Origin of the sequence: Nocardia sp. N2S4-5, assembly GCF_044628355.1 — a bacterium.
In the GTDB taxonomy this organism is placed as follows: domain Bacteria; phylum Actinomycetota; class Actinomycetes; order Mycobacteriales; family Mycobacteriaceae; genus Nocardia; species Nocardia wallacei_B.
The window spans coordinates 4,926,077-4,941,417 of sequence record NZ_JBIUPM010000001.1 but is presented as its reverse complement, the minus strand read 5'-3'; the positions used below and the strand labels follow the sequence as shown (position 1 = coordinate 4,941,417).

10 protein-coding genes and 1 pseudogene are annotated in these 15,341 nt (G+C 70.3%); 8 read left to right on the top strand and 3 right to left on the bottom strand.

All coding sequences use genetic code 11. The features are described 5' to 3' along the window. Positions 1-63: 63 nt before the first annotated feature. Both modA and ACFMRZ_RS22585 read right to left on the bottom strand, forming a co-directional pair. Positions 64-828 carry a molybdate ABC transporter substrate-binding protein gene (gene modA / locus ACFMRZ_RS22590; RefSeq protein ID WP_400180643.1) on the bottom strand — a complete coding sequence of 255 codons (765 nt, stop codon included), beginning with the start codon at positions 826-828 and terminating at the stop codon, positions 64-66. Further along, a complete protein-coding gene (locus tag ACFMRZ_RS22585) occupies positions 828-1,232 on the bottom strand; it encodes a helix-turn-helix transcriptional regulator (RefSeq protein ID WP_280276975.1) in 405 nt (134 codons plus the stop codon). Before ACFMRZ_RS22585 ends, modA begins: the two co-directional genes overlap by 1 nt. A gap of 138 nt (positions 1,233-1,370) precedes the next feature. Between ACFMRZ_RS22585 and ACFMRZ_RS22580 the strand changes: the two genes are divergently transcribed. Next, the gene (locus ACFMRZ_RS22580) at positions 1,371-2,156 is read left to right on the top strand and encodes a hypothetical protein (protein WP_400180642.1); all 786 of its coding nucleotides are present in this window, start codon (positions 1,371-1,373) and stop codon (positions 2,154-2,156) included. Here ACFMRZ_RS22580 and ACFMRZ_RS22575 read toward each other — a convergent pair. Further along, positions 2,153-3,600: pseudogene (locus ACFMRZ_RS22575) on the bottom strand (CCA tRNA nucleotidyltransferase). The gene ACFMRZ_RS22580 and the pseudogene ACFMRZ_RS22575 sit on opposite strands and share 4 nt — an antisense overlap. Positions 3,601-3,821: 221 nt before the next feature. Here ACFMRZ_RS22575 and ACFMRZ_RS22570 point away from each other — a divergent pair. The 7 genes from ACFMRZ_RS22570 to trxA all read left to right on the top strand — a co-directional run bounded on the left by ACFMRZ_RS22570 (position 3,822) and on the right by trxA (position 15,191). Then, entirely contained in the window at positions 3,822-4,373 is a 552-nt protein-coding gene (locus ACFMRZ_RS22570; RefSeq protein WP_280271660.1) for an NUDIX hydrolase, read from the top strand. Continuing rightward, positions 4,370-6,934 carry a hypothetical protein gene (locus tag ACFMRZ_RS22565; RefSeq protein WP_400180641.1) on the top strand — a complete coding sequence of 855 codons (2,565 nt, stop codon included), beginning with the start codon at positions 4,370-4,372 and terminating at the stop codon, positions 6,932-6,934. The genes ACFMRZ_RS22570 and ACFMRZ_RS22565 overlap by 4 nt, the downstream gene beginning before the upstream one ends. An 865-nt stretch (positions 6,935-7,799) precedes the next feature. After that, positions 7,800-11,924, top strand: a complete 4,125-nt coding sequence (locus tag ACFMRZ_RS22560; RefSeq protein ID WP_400182942.1) for a lipid II flippase MurJ — start codon at positions 7,800-7,802, stop codon at positions 11,922-11,924. A gap of 244 nt (positions 11,925-12,168) precedes the next feature. Then, positions 12,169-12,765, top strand: coding sequence for an RNA polymerase sigma factor SigM (gene sigM / locus ACFMRZ_RS22555; RefSeq protein WP_400180640.1), 597 nt, complete (start codon positions 12,169-12,171; stop codon positions 12,763-12,765). A 147-nt stretch (positions 12,766-12,912) separates the two neighbouring features. Further along, complete coding sequence (locus tag ACFMRZ_RS22550) at positions 12,913-13,764, top strand: hypothetical protein (RefSeq protein ID WP_400180639.1); 852 nt, start codon at positions 12,913-12,915, stop codon at positions 13,762-13,764. Between the two features lie 75 nt (positions 13,765-13,839). Then, positions 13,840-14,826 carry a thioredoxin-disulfide reductase gene (trxB, locus tag ACFMRZ_RS22545; RefSeq protein WP_280271665.1) on the top strand — a complete coding sequence of 329 codons (987 nt, stop codon included), beginning with the start codon at positions 13,840-13,842 and terminating at the stop codon, positions 14,824-14,826. A 35-nt stretch (positions 14,827-14,861) separates the two neighbouring features. Next, complete coding sequence (gene trxA / locus ACFMRZ_RS22540) at positions 14,862-15,191, top strand: thioredoxin (RefSeq protein ID WP_280271666.1); 330 nt, start codon at positions 14,862-14,864, stop codon at positions 15,189-15,191. Positions 15,192-15,341 lie beyond the last annotated feature (150 nt).

Sequence of the window (15,341 nt, the reverse complement as noted above, 5' to 3'; positions counted from 1 at the left end):
AGGCCACGTGGCGGCGCTGCCCGGACCGGGGAGTTCGGGGAGGCGGGGTGTCGGCGGTCGGGCTCACGGTGTTCCGAAACCGGCCTTCGACAATGCCGCGCGGCCCTGTGGTCCGGTGACGAGGCTCTCGAATTGCTGCGCGAGGTCGGCGTGTGTCGAATCGGCCACCGCGGCAATGGGATAGGAGTTCACCGCGCCAGCGGATTCGGGGAAGGGGACCTGCTCGACCTTGTCGCCCGCACCGGCGGCGTCGGTGACATAGACCAGCCCGGCGTCGGCCTCGCCGGAGGTCACCTTGGCCAGCACGTCGGTCACCGCCGATTCCTCACTCACCGGAGCGGTCGGCACGTTTGCCGCGGTGGTCACCTTCTTCGTCGCCGAACCGCACGGCACCTGCGGCGCGCACACCACCAGACGCAGCCCCGGCCGGGCCAGGTCCGCCAGCGACGCAATGTGTTTCGGATTTCCCGGCGGGGTGACGATGGTCAGCACGTTGGTGGCGAACAGCTGTGGCTGCTCGGTGATCCGCCCGCTGCGCACGGCCTTGTCCATATTGGCGGTATCGGCGGAGGCGAAGACATCGGCGGGCGCACCCTGATCGAGCTGCGCCGCCAGGTCCGACGAACCGGCGAAGGAGAAGGTCACCTTCGTCTCCGGATGAGCGGCCTCGAACTCCGCGCCCAGCTCGGTAAAGACCTTGTTGAGCGAGGCGGCGGCGAAAACCGTCACGGTCGTGGTGTCGGAATCGGACGAACCACACCCGGCAGCCACCACCGTCAGCGCCACCGCGCCCAGTACGCCGACCGCGCCGCGCCACCCGCGCCGCATCAGCCGCGATCCGTGGGCGTCTCGACGACGACCGTGGTCGCCTTCACGCTCGCCACCGCCACGCTGCCCGGCTCCAGCCCGAGCGCCCGTACCGACTCGCTGCTCATCAGCGACACCACCGTGAACGGCCCGCATTGCATCTCCACCTGTGCCATCACCCCGTCGGCCAGCACGCGCGTGACCAGTCCGGGCAACCGATTGCGTGCCGAACTGGCACTACCCAGCCGCGTCCGCGGCGTCCGCGCGTGTTCGACGGCCAGGGCCGCCAGCTCGCCGCCGTCGATGGTCAATCGACCCGACTCGTCCTTGCGCGCGGCGAGCGCGCCGGTGTCGATCCACCGGCGGACCGTGTCGTCGCTGACGCCGAGCAGCTCGGCGGCGTCGCGGATACGGAGACTGGGCACGTCAGCAGCATAGGTCCGAATAATCGGACCAACAACGGCCGATCATCCGAAAATGCGGACTCGAGAGCGGTTGTTTTCGGAGACGTCACCGACGACGGGGTCGTGTTGTCACCCGTGCCCAGTACTCTCGAAGCAATCATGGCCACCTATTTCGACCCCAAGACCTGGTCGCCGTTGCGCGCCGTGGATGTCCGCAGACGCCTGCTCGACCCGGGTCTGCTGGATCAGGTCGCCGATCTGGGCGCGGGCACCGTCACCGCGTTGCTGCCGGACGTGCTGATGACGCTGCTCAGCGAGGGCATCCTGAGCCAGTTCGGCGGCCGGGAGGTCAACGCCACCCTGCTCGGCCACGAGATGACGGCCACGCTGGACACGCTGAAGGCCCGCCGTCGCGGCGCCCACTTCCAGACCAAGACGGTGCTGACCGATCTGCGCTGGAACGGTCATCCGATCGAGGAGATGACCGTGATCGCGCACGGCGTGCGGCTGATTCCGGGCATGCCGACCAAGGTGCGCACCACGCATCTCGACGTCACCGGCACCGTGACCACCGCGGCGCTGGTCGGCTGGCTCAACGACGGGCGGCTGGACTGGCGGCTCGGGGTCGACCCGCACACCGGCCTGTTCACGGCCCGGCACCGGCGCCGCAATATCCGCGCCCTGGTGGATGCGTCGGTCGGGGAGAACCTGGTCGCCATCGCGGTGCACCGGGCGAGCTGGTTCGGTGTCCGCGTTCCCCGCCGGTGGATCAGGATCGCACCGGTGCCGCTGACCGAGTTGCCGAAGCACATCACCGTCGTGCGCGCCGACCGGGACGGCGACCGCGTGCGTTTCCGCATCGATATCCCGGAGATCACCGGCTCGTTCGATCTGGCCCAGATTCGTTCGGCCATCGTGGCGGGCACCACGCTGATCGTCTTCTAGGGCGCGCCCGCTTTCCACCATTCCAGCAGCGCCGCCTCGGCGTCGTCACGCGAGAGCGGCCCGCGGTCCAGCCGCAGTTCCTTCAGATACCGCCAGGCCCGGCCCACCTGCGGCCCCGGTTCCAGGCCGAGTAGTTCCATGATCGCGTTGCCGTCCAGGTCGGGCCGGACACGATTCAGGTTCTCCTCCTGTTGCAGGTGCTCGATGCGCTTTTCCAGGTCGTCGTAGGTGGACTGGAGTTGCGCGGCGCGGCGCTTGTTGCGCGTGGTGCAGTCGGCGCGGACCAGTTTGTGCAGCCGCGGCAGCAGCTCACCGGCGTCGGTGACGTAGCGCCGCACCGCCGAATCCGTCCATTGCCCCTTGCCGTAGCCGTGGAAACGCAGGTGCAGATAGACGAGCCGGGCCACGTCCTCGGTGAACTGCTTGGGGTACTTCAGGGTTCGCATCCGCTTGCGCACCATCTTGGCCCCCACCACCTCGTGATGGTGGAAGCTCACGCCGCCGCCGGGCTCGTTGCGCTTGGTGGGCGGCTTGCCGATGTCGTGCAGCAGCGCCGCCCAGCGCAGGACCAGGTCCGGATCGCCCTCCTCCTGGTCGATGGCCTGGCGCAGCACGGTCAGCGAGTGCTGGTAGACGTCCTTGTGCTGGTGGTGTTCATCGATCTCGAGCCGCATGGCCGGTACTTCCGGCAGCACGCGTTCGGCCAGCCCGGTCTCGCACATCACGTCGATGCCCTCGAGCGGGTGCTCGGCGCCGATCAGCTTGTCCAGCTCGGTGCGCACCCGCTCGGCGGTGATGCGATCGATCTCGTCGGCCATCACGGCGATCGCCGCCCGCACCCGGGGCGCGAGCTCGAAACCCAGCTGCGCCACGAACCGCGCGGCCCGCAGCATCCGCAGCGGATCGTCGTTGAACGAATCCTCCGGCGCCGCAGGCGTATCCAGCACACCCGCCAGCAGCGCGTCCATACCGTCGAGCGGGTCGACGAATTCCAGCTCGCCCGCGGCGCCGATGCGCACGGCCATCGCGTTCACGGTGAAGTCCCGCCGCACCAGATCGCCCTCGAGCGTGTCCCCGAAGGTCACCTCCGGATTGCGCGACACCCGGTCGTAGCTGTCACTGCGGAACGTCGTGATCTCCAGCTGCCACCCGGCCTTGGACGCACTCACCGTCCCGAACGCCAAACCCCCCGTGTCCCACAGGTTGTCGGCCCACCCCCGCAAGATCTCCTGCACGGTCTCCGGCCGAGCGTCGGTGGTGAAGTCCAGATCCGTCCCGAGCCGCCCCAGCACCGCATCCCGCACCGTCCCCCCACCAGGTACAACTGATGCCCCCGCGCCCCGAACATCTCCCCCAGCGGCGTAAGCACATCCGCCAGCCGCCCCACCGTGATCGCCGCCGACGCCAGCAAACGAGTACGACGATCCCCATTCGGATCAGACACTGTTGCATCCTCGGATATCGGCGAAACCACGAAAACGCAGCTTAGTTGGTAGCGAAAGACCCCCACGCAACCCCGCCCGGGTTTGCGGCGCGGCTCGGTTTTCGGCGGTCTCCGCGCAAGCGACGAAGGAGCAAGCGGAGGCCGCCGAAAACCGAGCCACAGGGCGCCGCAAACCCCGCGACGCCGAAGGCGGCGCAATTAGACCCAGCTAGACTGACGCAGTGTCTCCGGCCGATCGCGCGAACAGTCGACGTCGCCAGCCCCGGCGCCGCGGTTCGGCCGGCAATGCGGCGGACCCCCGCAGGGGCAAACCACGCATGCGCACGGTCCGGGAAACCTCCGCGGGCGGCTTGGTCGTCGACGGTCTGGACGGCCCGGGTGACCAGCGCTGCGCGGCACTGATCGGGCGCACCGACCGGCGGGGTCGGTTACTGTGGTCGCTGCCGAAAGGACATATCGAGGAGGGCGAGACCGCCGAGCAGACGGCCGTGCGCGAGGTCCAGGAGGAGACCGGCATCAACGGGGTGGTCGTCGCCGAGCTGGGCAGTATCGACTACTGGTTCGTCACCGACGGTCGCCGGGTACACAAGACCGTGCATCACTATCTGATGAGGTCGGTGGGCGGTGAGCTGTCCGATGCCGACGTCGAGGTCACCAAGGTGGCGTGGGTGCCGTTGAGTGAACTCGACACCCGGCTCGCCTATGCCGACGAGCGCCGGCTGGCGGAGGTCGCGAACCGCCTGATCGACCGGATGGAGAACGGCAGACAATGACGCGTGCGGGCAACAATCGACGCCGTTGGGTGCCGATGCTCATCGCGCTGGCGCTGGGGGTGCTCGCCGCACCGTCGACCGGGCCGGCGGGGGCGCAGCCGTCGGACAGCGGCGGCTCGGCGACCGCGGCGCCGAAGTTCGTCAAGCTGACTCTCGATTCGGTGGCGCCGAATACCGTGACCACGAGCAGTGATTCGGTATTGACGGTGACCGGGACGGTCACCAATATCGGCGACCGCGCCGTCGACGACGTGAGTGTGCGCATCCAGCGCGCGGGCGCCATCACCGCGCCCAGCGGGCTGCGTTCGACGTTGCGGCTGGATCAGATCAACTATGACCTCGTCGGCCCGTTCCAGGATGTCACCGAGCGGTTGAGTCCGGGTCAGCGCAAGCAGTTCACGCTGCGAGTCGGGGTGCGGGAGGGCACCGGCGGCAGTAGCGCCGCACCGATCACGTCCTCGCTGGATATCACCGACCCCGGGGTGTATCCGCTGTTGTTGAACGTCAACGGCGAACCGGCGTACGGCAACCAGGCCCGGCTCGACGACGCCCGTTTCCTGCTGCCCGTGGTGGGGTTGCCGCCGACCTCGACCGACACGAAAGACGGCGGGGCACAGGCGGTTCCGCCGACGACCGACGCACCGGTGGCGACCACGATGGTGTGGCCGCTGGCCGATCGTCCGCGGCGGGTCGGCGGCATTCCCGGCTCGGTCGACGGCGAGGATCTGCTGACCGACGACGAATTGGCCGGCGAGCTGGCGCCGGGCGGGCGGCTGGATCAGCTGCTGTCCGCGCTGGAGTCGACGCTGCGCCCGGATTCGGCGCGCGATCCGGCGCGGTCGGGGCCGGGCCTCACGGGCGCGATCTGCCTGGCCGTCGATCCCGATCTGCTGCTGACGGTGTCCGACATGATCGATGGCTACCGGGTGCTGGCGAGCCCGTCGGATCCGGACGGCCCGACGCGCGACGGCGCCGGTTCCGGCGCCGCCCAGTCCTGGCTGGACCGGCTGCGCACGCTGGCGCCGTCGATGTGCACGGTCGCGCTGCCGTTCGCGCAGGTCGATATCGGCGCGCTGGCCGCGGTGCACGATCCCGAACTGACCACCCGCGCGATCGAGGCGCCGGCCGACATCGTGGATTCGCTGCTGTCGGTGAAATCGGTGCGCGGGGTGAGCCTGCCGGCCTCGGGCAGTCTCGACGGCGACGGCGCGACCCTGCTCGCCGGGCATGGCTACAACACCGCGGTGCTCGCCGACAACGCCGTGGCACCGGCCGGATCGCTCGACACCGCAACGGGTTCGGAGTTGTCGCGCTCCGAGAGCGCGCGGGTCCGCAGCACCGCGTCGGTGACCGCGGAGACCGACGTGCCGAGTCCGGAACTCGTTCGCCTGCCGGGCATTACGGCACCGACGAGCGGCCCGGCCGCGACGCAGGCCGAAGGCGGCCTGCGGGCAGTCACATTCGACACCTGGTCGGCCACCGCGCTCGCCGCGGTCGGCTCCAACCCGCCGACGCCGCCGTTCACTCCCGACGGCGTGCGCTACGAGGTGACCAACGACTCCCGGGCGGCCCGTTTGCAGGACGCGCTCGGCGCGGTGTCGTGGTCGGCCCTGAACCCGCAGGCCGAGCGGCCACGGTCGGTGCTGTTCATGCCGCCGCAGCAGTGGGGCGCCGGTCGCGACGAGGCGACCGCCCTGCTCGGCCAGCTGGATCTGCTGTTCCGCGGCGGGCTCGCGACGCCGCGCTCGTTCCAGGACGTGCTGGCGCTGCCGCCGGATCCGCAGCCGTTCGAGGTGCACTACCGTGCCGGGGCCGCCGCGGCCGCGGTACCCGACCAGTTCATCGCGCCGATTCAGGAGCAGGCGCGGCGCATCACCGATCTGATGGGCGCGCTGGTCGAGGTGCCGCAGCAGGAGCCGACGCCGCGCACCTTCGTCACGCCGCTGCGCAACGATCTGGTGCGGGCGCTGACCATGTCGGACCGGACCGCGACCGGCACCCAGGCCGATACCGCCGCGCAGCGCCGCGTCGACCAGGTCACCCGCACGATGGACAATCTCTATCGCTCGGTCACCGTGCTGCCGCCGGGCGGCGTGTACACGCTCGCCTCCGAGCAGAGTCCGCTGTTGCTGGTGGCGCGCAACGAACTTCCGGTGGCGATCCGGATCCGGTTCCGGATCGGCGCGCCCGCCGAGACGAACATCACCGACATCGGCGAGCAGCAATTGCCGGCGGAGGGGACTCGGTCGTTCCAGATCCCCACGCAGGTGAGCGACAGCCGTAATCTGGTGATCCCGATCTTCATTACCACACCGGACGGCATCCCGCTCGGCAACGCCACGTCGGTCTCGGTGCGGTCCAACGCATACGGTCAAGCGTTGGCGATAATTACCGCATGTGCCGGTGCACTGCTGTTCCTGTTGGCCGGTCGCCGTCTGTGGCGCCGGTTCCGGGGAAAGCCCGATCCGGCCGACGAGGGGTTGGACCCGGGGAAGCGGCGCAGGCTGAACCGATACCTGCGCGCGCGGAAGCGGGTGCTGCAGCGACAGGAGGGACCATGAGCGACGCCGGCTCGGACTACCCGAGCACCGCCGCACGGGGCATTCCGTCGCATCCTCGGCCGGGTGCCGTTCGACGGCTACCCGCGCGGGTCCCGTCGACCCTGGGGGCGCGGTGAGTGAATACGACAACCGCCCTCGCGCAACAGGTCCCGCCGACGACGACCCGCCGCCCCGGCGCGCGCCCGCGGCGCCGTGGGAGCGCAACCGGCCGCACCCGGCCCCGCCGGCCGACGGCCCACCGGCCGATCCGCGACATCCCGGTCGGCCGGCTCCGCGCCGTCCGGTGCCGCTGAGCGGTCCGATCCCGCCGGTCCCCCCGGGCCAGAACCCGCAGCTGCCGCCCAGCGGTCCGATGCGGCGAGTCCCGCCGAACGACCAGGCGCGCCGCGTGCCCCCGGGCAACCCCGCACGCCCGGCGCCGCCACCCAACGGACCCAACGGCCGGATCCCCCCGAACGGCCCGTCGCGCCGAATACCGCCCCCCGACGGCCGCCCAGCCGGACAACAACCGCCGCACGACGGCCGACCCGTCCCACAGCAGCCACCTCACGACGGTCGCCCAGCCACACAACAACCTCCGCACGACGGACGACCCGCCGCGCAACAACCACCTCAGGATGGCCGCGCCGCCGCACAGCAGCCGCCTCACGACGGACGTCCCGCGGCGCAACAGCCATCTCAGGATGGCCGCGCTACCGCACAGCAGCCGCCTTACGACGGACGTCCCGCGATGCAACAGCCATCTCAGGATGGCCGCGCTGCCACGCAACAACCGCCTCTCGACGGACGACGTCCCGCCGCGCATCAGCCGACGCCCGACGGCCGTCCTGTCGCGCCGCAATCGGGGCAGCCGCCGCGCCGGAACATGCCGCCGGGCTCGGGACGTCCTGTGCCGCCGCCCGGTCGGCGGCCGCAACCGGTCGACCCGATCGACGGACCCACCCACAAGATCCCGCGACGGGACCTACCGGCCGACGCCCGGCACGCGGACGCCCGGCACCTCGAATCCGGACACGCCGATCCGCGACACCCCGACTACGAACACGCCGATCTACGGCATCCCGGCTCCGGGCGCCCCGACACCCGGCACCCGGCCGCCCGGCATCCCGACGCACGTCCGCCGGTCCGGCGCTCGTCCGCGCCGCCGGATCGCGAGGCCCGGCCCGCCCGCTCGGCTCCGCCGCGCACCGCGCCGCAGCCGGTCGCGCGGCGGGAGAGTTCCAACAGCCGTCTGGTCCGCGATTCCGGTTCCATCGCGATCGCCACGTTGATCAGCCGGATCACCGGTTTCGGCAAGCAGTTGCTGCTGGTGACCGTGCTCGGTCCGGCGATCGCCAGCGCCTTCGCGTCGGCGAGCCTGATGCCGAACATGATCGCCGAGCTGGTGCTCGGCGCGGTGCTGACGGCGATCGTGGTGCCGACCCTGGTCCGCGCGGAACAGGAGGACGCCGACGGGGGCGCGGCCTTCGTCCGCCGCCTGGTCACCGCGGCGGCCACCATCCTGCTGTTCGCGACGGTGCTCGCCGTGGCGGCCGCGCCGATTCTGGCGACGCACGTGTTCGTCTCGTCGGACGGCAAGGTGAACACCACGCTCACCACGGCGCTGACATATCTGCTGTTGCCCGCGATCCTGTTCTACGGTCTGTCGGCCCTGCTGACGGCCGTGCTCAACACCCGAGGCGCGTTCAAGCCGGGCGCCTGGGCGCCGGTTATGAACAACATCGTCGTGCTGGTGGTGCTGGCGCTCTACGCCCTCTCGCCGGGCGAGATCACCCTCGACCCGGTGCGGATGAGCGATCCGAAGCTGCTGCTGCTGGGCGTCGGCGTGACACTCGGCGTCATCACGCAGGCCGTGAGCCTGCTACCCGCCATCCGCCGAAACAATATCGACCTGCGCCCGCTGTGGGGACTCGACGCCCGGCTCAAGCAGTTCGGCGCGATGGCCGCCGCGATCATCATCTACGTGCTGATCAGCCAGGTCGGCATGATCATCGCCAACAACATCTCCTCGCACGCCGACGCCGCCGGTCCGACCATCTACCAGAACGCCTGGCTGCTACTGCAATTGCCGTACGGCGTTCTCGGCGTCACCCTGCTCACCGCGATCATGCCGCGGCTGAGCCGCAATGCCGCCGCCGACGACACGCCGGCCGTGGTGGACGACCTGTCCGTGGCGACCCGCCTGACCATGATCGCCCTGATCCCGGTCGTCACCTTCCTGACGATGGCCGGTCCGCAGGTCGGCGAGGCGCTGTTCGGCTACGCGCGTTTCGCCGAGGACGCCGAGCGGCTCGGACAGGCGGTCAGCTGGTCGGCGTTCACGCTCATTCCGTACGCGCTGGTGCTGATCCATCTGCGGGTGTTCTACGCCCGCGAGCAGGTGTGGACGCCGACCTGGATCGTCCTCGGCATCACCACGGTCAAGGTGCTGTTCTCGGCGCTGGCGCCGATGATCGCGAGTTCGGCCGAGCAGGTCGTGATCGTGCTGGGCGTCGCGACCGGCCTCGGGTACGCGGTCGGCGCCGTGATCGGCGGTTACCTGCTCCACCAGAGTCTGGGCGATCTGCGGATGGCCAATGTCGGACGCACCGTGACCCGCGTGGTGCTGGCCTCGGTGGCCGGCGCCGCGGTGGCGCTGATCGTCGATCAGGTGATCGGCCTGTCGAACCTGCATCACGGCATCGGCGCGCTGTTCCGCGTGGCCGTGGACGCCATCGTCATGTTCGGCATCGCCTTCGGGCTGATGCGTCTGGCGGGCATCCCGGAGATCGTGGCCATCACCGTCGCGATCTCGCGGCGACTCGGCCTCACGCCGCCCGCCCCGGACCTCGGTTTGGAAGACGGCGACGCGGATATGCACGACACCACGGTGCTGCCGCGGCCCGATTTCGACGCGCCCTACTACTACCGGTACGACCCATATCTGGACAGCCAGCAGACCATGGTCCTACCTGTTATCCGGCCAGGGGCCGTTGACCGCACCGGCGGGAGTGAGTTCCCGTACCCTGTTCCGCAGAGAAACGCAAACGCCGGTACCGGCACCCGCGGGGCCGGCGAGGCCGGTACCCGTGCGGAGTCGGAGGCCGGTCGAGTCGGCGACGTCCCCGGTGCGACGCCGACTTATCGAACTTCGACACACCAGGGCGAAGGAGGCACGAGGGTGAGCGACGACGCGGCGGGCGGCGTCCCGGCCGCCGACCCTGCCGATCCGGCAGGCGCAGTGCGCACCGACGATGTCCCGCCCGGGCAGGCCCCGGCCGGTCGCGCTGCGGACCCCGGCGACGCCGAGCGAGCCGCGGCCCAGCCGCCCGATGCGGAGTCGGAGGTATCGGAGGTAGGCGGCGAGCAGTCGCTGCCGCCGCGCGACCCCGCCTACGACACCGGCATGATGGCCCCGGTCGGCTCTCCCGAGATGCCGCCGATGCGGGTCGAGCCGCCGTCGCGGCGCGCTCAGCGCGGTCCGAAGCTGATGCCGGGCGCCTCGGTGGCCGGTGGCCGCTACCGCCTGCTCGCCGACCACGGCGGGGCCCGCGGCCTGCGGTTCTGGCAGGCGCTGGATGTGAAGCTGGACCGCGAGGTCGCGCTGACCTTCGTCGACGCCGATCAGACGGCGTCCGACAACTCCGGTCACGACGGACCGCAGGCCATCCTGTCCCGCACGCTGCGTCTGGGGCGGATCAATTCGCCCGGTCTGGCGCGCGTGCTCGACGTGGTCCGCGGCAGTTCCGGCGGCATCGTGGTGGCCGAGTGGACGCCCGGCCGGTCGCTGCGCGAGATGGCCGAAACGCGACCGTCGCCGATCGGCGCCGCGCGCTCGATCCGCGCCCTGGCCGCCGCGGCCGAACTCGCCCACCGCGGCGGTGGCTCGCTATCCATCGACCATCCCGACCGGGTCCGGATCAGCGCCTCCGGCGACGCCGTGCTGGCCTTCCCGGGCACGCTGTCCGATGCCGACGCCCAGTCCGACGTCCGCGGTCTCGGCGCGATGCTGTACGCCCTGATCACCGCTCGCTGGCCGATCCGCTCCGGCGGTGTCAGCGGCGCGGCGGCCACGGTCGGCGGGCTGCGGCTGGCCGATTTCGGGGCCGACGGCACCCCGGTGGAGCCGCGCCAGATTCGCCCCGAGACCCCCTTCGAGATCTCCGCGGTCGCGGTGCGCTCGCTGGAGTCGAACAAGGGCGTGCGCACGGCGGCCACCGTCCAGCACGTGCTGGAGCAGGCCTCGGTGGTGGATCAGAAGACCGATTTCATCCCGGTGCTGCGGCTGGGTCAGCGGGCGACGAGCGCGCCGGACGAGTCGCTGGCCGATCCGGAACTGCTCGCCGCGGAGAAGGAGCGGTCGCAGCGGATGATGTGGATCCTCGTCGGGCTCGGCGTCCTCGCGGCGCTGGTGGTCGGCGTCATCATCTGGTGGCTGCTGAGCATCTTCGCGCCCGGCGACGCCGAGGCGCCGCTCAACGAGCAGCGCAAACTCGGGCTCACCACCGCCAGTGTGGCGCCGGTGAATCCGAGTGCGGGCGCGCCGGAGGCGCCGGCGGCGCCGGGCGGCACCGTCCCGGTGCGGCCCACCGCGGCGACGGTGTTCTCACCCGAGGGCACGCCGGACAGTCCGGCGGCCGTCAACTCGGTGCTGGACGGTAACCCGACCAGCGTCTGGCACACCGACCAGTACTTCCAGCAGTTCCCCGCACTGAAGAAGGGCATCGGGGTCATGACCACCCTCGGCAGCCCCAGCAAGCTGAACCAGGTGGTCATCGATTCGCCCAGCCCCGGCACGGTGGTGGAGGTCCGCACCTCGCCGACCGCCACGCCCACGCTGGACCAGACGCAGCTGATCGGCCAGGCCACCCTGGCCGACGGCGCCACCGAGATCCCGCTGCGCGACGGCCAGCCGGCCCGCTACGTGTTGATCTGGATCACCAGCCTGGCCAACTCCGGCGGCCAGTTCCAGACGTCGATCGCTGACATCCGCTACGAGGCGACTCCCTGACGACCGCCGCCGTCGCATTTCCCGCTCTGCTTGCTGCTCATCTCAGACAGCCGATATGATTCACACCGCGCTCTCAGCAGGGGAGCTTCCCGGGATCTGGTTTCCTCGGTCCTGGACGACGCGGAATTTGTGGTGATGCCTCGCCCGTGGGCGCGGTGCCGCAGTGAGCCGGCATGGGCATCGTGAGCGCTGATCCGAGGGGTTTGTGTTGTCGTTTGATGCGGTCGAGCGCTCCAACGGGGGGATGTCCGAGTCATCTGCCGTCCGGCGCCGGCCGCTCGATCTCGACGAGGCCACCGACCGCGAGTTGCTCGGCGCGCACGTGGACGGCAACCGCGACGCCTTCCGAGTGCTGTTCCGCCGCCACTACAACCATCTCTGGCAGCTCGCGCTGCGCACCTGCCGCACGCCCGAGGACGCCGCCGACTGCCTCCAGGACGCCCTGCTGTCGGCCCACCGCAACGCCGCCCGCTTTCGCGGTGACGCGGAGGTCCGCAGCTGGCTGCACCGCATCGTGGTCAACGCCTGCCTGGACCGGATGCGCCGCAACAAGGCTCGCTACAGCGTCTCGCTGTCGGAGGAGGGGATGCCCGAGCCCGCGGTCGAGCGCGACGACATGGCGCACCGCGAGATCTCTATGGTGGTCGACGCCGCGCTGTTCCGATTGCCCGACGACCAGCGCGCCGCACTTGTCGCGATAGACATGGAAGGGTATACCGTGGCGGAAGCCGCGCAGTTGCTGGGCGTCGCCGAGGGCACCATCAAGAGCCGGTGCTCCCGCGGGCGCAAGCGGCTGCAGCAAGAGTTGGAATTCCTGCATGATCCGGGGAACCGGACGTAGTCGAGATGCGTCATTACTAGAGACGAACGAAAACCCTTTACCCGGCCGCAGCAGGCCCGACCCGGAGAGGCGATGGACGACAAGGGCGAAGCCGACCGGCGACGCCGGCCCGGGTCGCGAGTCGGTGAGGAAGAGACAGGAGGCGCGATGGCAGCCCGCCCGGTGCCGCAGCCGCCTTTCTCGACCGACCTGCTGGCCGACCTCCATGCCGACAATGTCTCCCCGGAGCTGTCCGAGCAGCTGTGGCCCCAGGTTCGCGAGGATCCGGAGTCGCTGCGCTTCCTGCGCTCGCTCGACGATGTCACCGCGGAACTGCAAGCGCTGGGCCAGGATTCGCGCATCCTGCACGAGATGCCGCCCGATGTCACCGCCCGCCTGGACAGTCTGCTCGACGATCTCTCCCGCGGCGAGCAACCCGGCGAGCCCGCCTCCGCCGAGCAATTGGCCACCGTGCACCCGCTGCCCCCGCGCCGAGTATCGGCCGATCCCGCGGACACGCCGTCGACGCGCCCCATGCCCGCGCTGTCCGACGAGCACGCGCCCGAGCAGTCCGAACCGCTCGAGCCGATCCGACTCGACGCCCGGCGTTCGCGGCGCTGGCAATGGCTCACCGCGGCGGCCGCGGCCGTGGCGGTCCTGGCGGGCACCCTGATCGCGATCGATGCGGTCCGCGGCCCCGACCAGGCCCCGAAAGCGTTGCCCACCAACGAAACACCGCCCCCGCTCGACGAGGACCTCCCCACCGCGACACTGCTGAGCGCCATCGGCCGCAACGATGTGACGGGCCCGCTGGCCGTCCCGGGCGCCATGACGGGCTGCATCGCCGCGGCCGGATACGAACGGCCCGTGCTGGGCTCGATGAACGTGACCTTCCGCGGCGCTCCGGCGGTAGTGATCATCCTCACCGGCCCGCAGCCGCCCAAGATCACCGCCCTGGTCGTCGGAACGGGTTGCGGCCCTGGAGATGCGCAGCTGCTCGATCAGCGCGACATCGGCTGAGGCGGGGCAGGGAACAACAGCGTTTAGGCTGTTGTTGATCCACAAGCCTGCTGACACACTCCTCGGAAGGGCCCCATGAACACCCCTGTTCGCGATCTGATCATCGTCGGCTCCGGCCCCGCCGGCTACACCGCCGCGGTCTACGCGGCCCGGGCCGAACTCGAACCGTTGCTGTTCGAAGGCACCCAGTTCGGCGGCGCCCTGATGACGACCACCGAGGTGGAGAACTTCCCCGGCTTCCGCGACGGCATCATGGGCCCCGACCTGATGGAGGAGATGCGCGAGCAGGCCAAACGCTTCGGCGCCGATATCCGCACCGAGGACGTCGACGCGATCGACCTGTCCGGCCCGATCAAGTCCGTCACCGTCGGCGGCGAGACCTACCAGGCCTACGCGATCATCCTGGCCATGGGTTCGGCGGCCCGCTACCTGAATGTGCCGGGGGAGCAGGAGCTGCTCGGCCGCGGCGTGAGCGCCTGCGCCACCTGTGACGGCTTCTTCTTCAAGGGCCAGGACATCGTGGTCGTCGGTGGCGGCGATTCGGCCATGGAAGAGGCGACGTTCCTCACCAAGTTCGCCGCCAGCGTCACCATCGTGCACCGCCGCGAGGAGTTCCGCGCCTCGCGCATCATGCTGGACCGCGCCAAGACGAACGAGAAGATCCGCTTCGTCACCAATGCCGAAGTCACCCGGGTGCACGGCGATACCAGCGTGACCAGCCTCACCCTGCGCGACACCAAGACCGGCGAGACCTCCGAGCTGGCCGCGACCGGCCTGTTCGTCGCCATCGGCCACGATCCGCGCAGCGAACTGGTGCGCGGCCAGGTCGACCTGGACGGCGAGGGCTACGTGCTGGTGCGTGAGCCTACGACGGCCACCTCGGTCGAGGGCGTATTCGCCGTCGGCGACCTGGTCGACCACACCTACCGCCAGGCCATCACCGCCGCCGGCACTGGCTGCCGGGCGGCCATCGATGCCGAGCGCTGGCTCGCCGACAAGGGCGACATCACCTCCAACACCCTGGATCACGCCGGTCAGCCGGTCGAAGTCTCCGCCAACTGATCACTCTCGTCATCGCAAGCCCGAGGAGTACCACCATGTCCGACACCGCCACCAAGACCGTCACCGACGCCACGTTCCAGCAGGACGTGCTGGGCAGCGACAAGCCGGTCCTCGTCGATTTCTGGGCGTCCTGGTGCGGTCCGTGCAAGATGGTCGCCCCCGTGCTGGAGGAGATCGCCGCCTCCCACGGCGACAAGCTCACCATCGCCAAGGTGGACGCCGACGCCAACCCGACCACCGCGAAAGACTACAACATCCTGTCGCTGCCCACGCTGATCCTGTTCTCCGGCGGACAGGAGACCAAGCGCATCGTCGGCGCCAAGGGCAAGGCCGCGCTGCTGCGCGAACTCGAGGGCGTCATCTGACGACGTAGGCCGGTTTCGGAGGCGGTATTCACCCGCGGTGCGGGCGTCCGCCTTCGAGCACCGGCACCGGCGCTGTAGTATTTCGGCGCTGACAACAGCTTTCGGTAGTTGCACAGGGCTACCGTCTCCGGGCCCGGACGCACTGTCGGG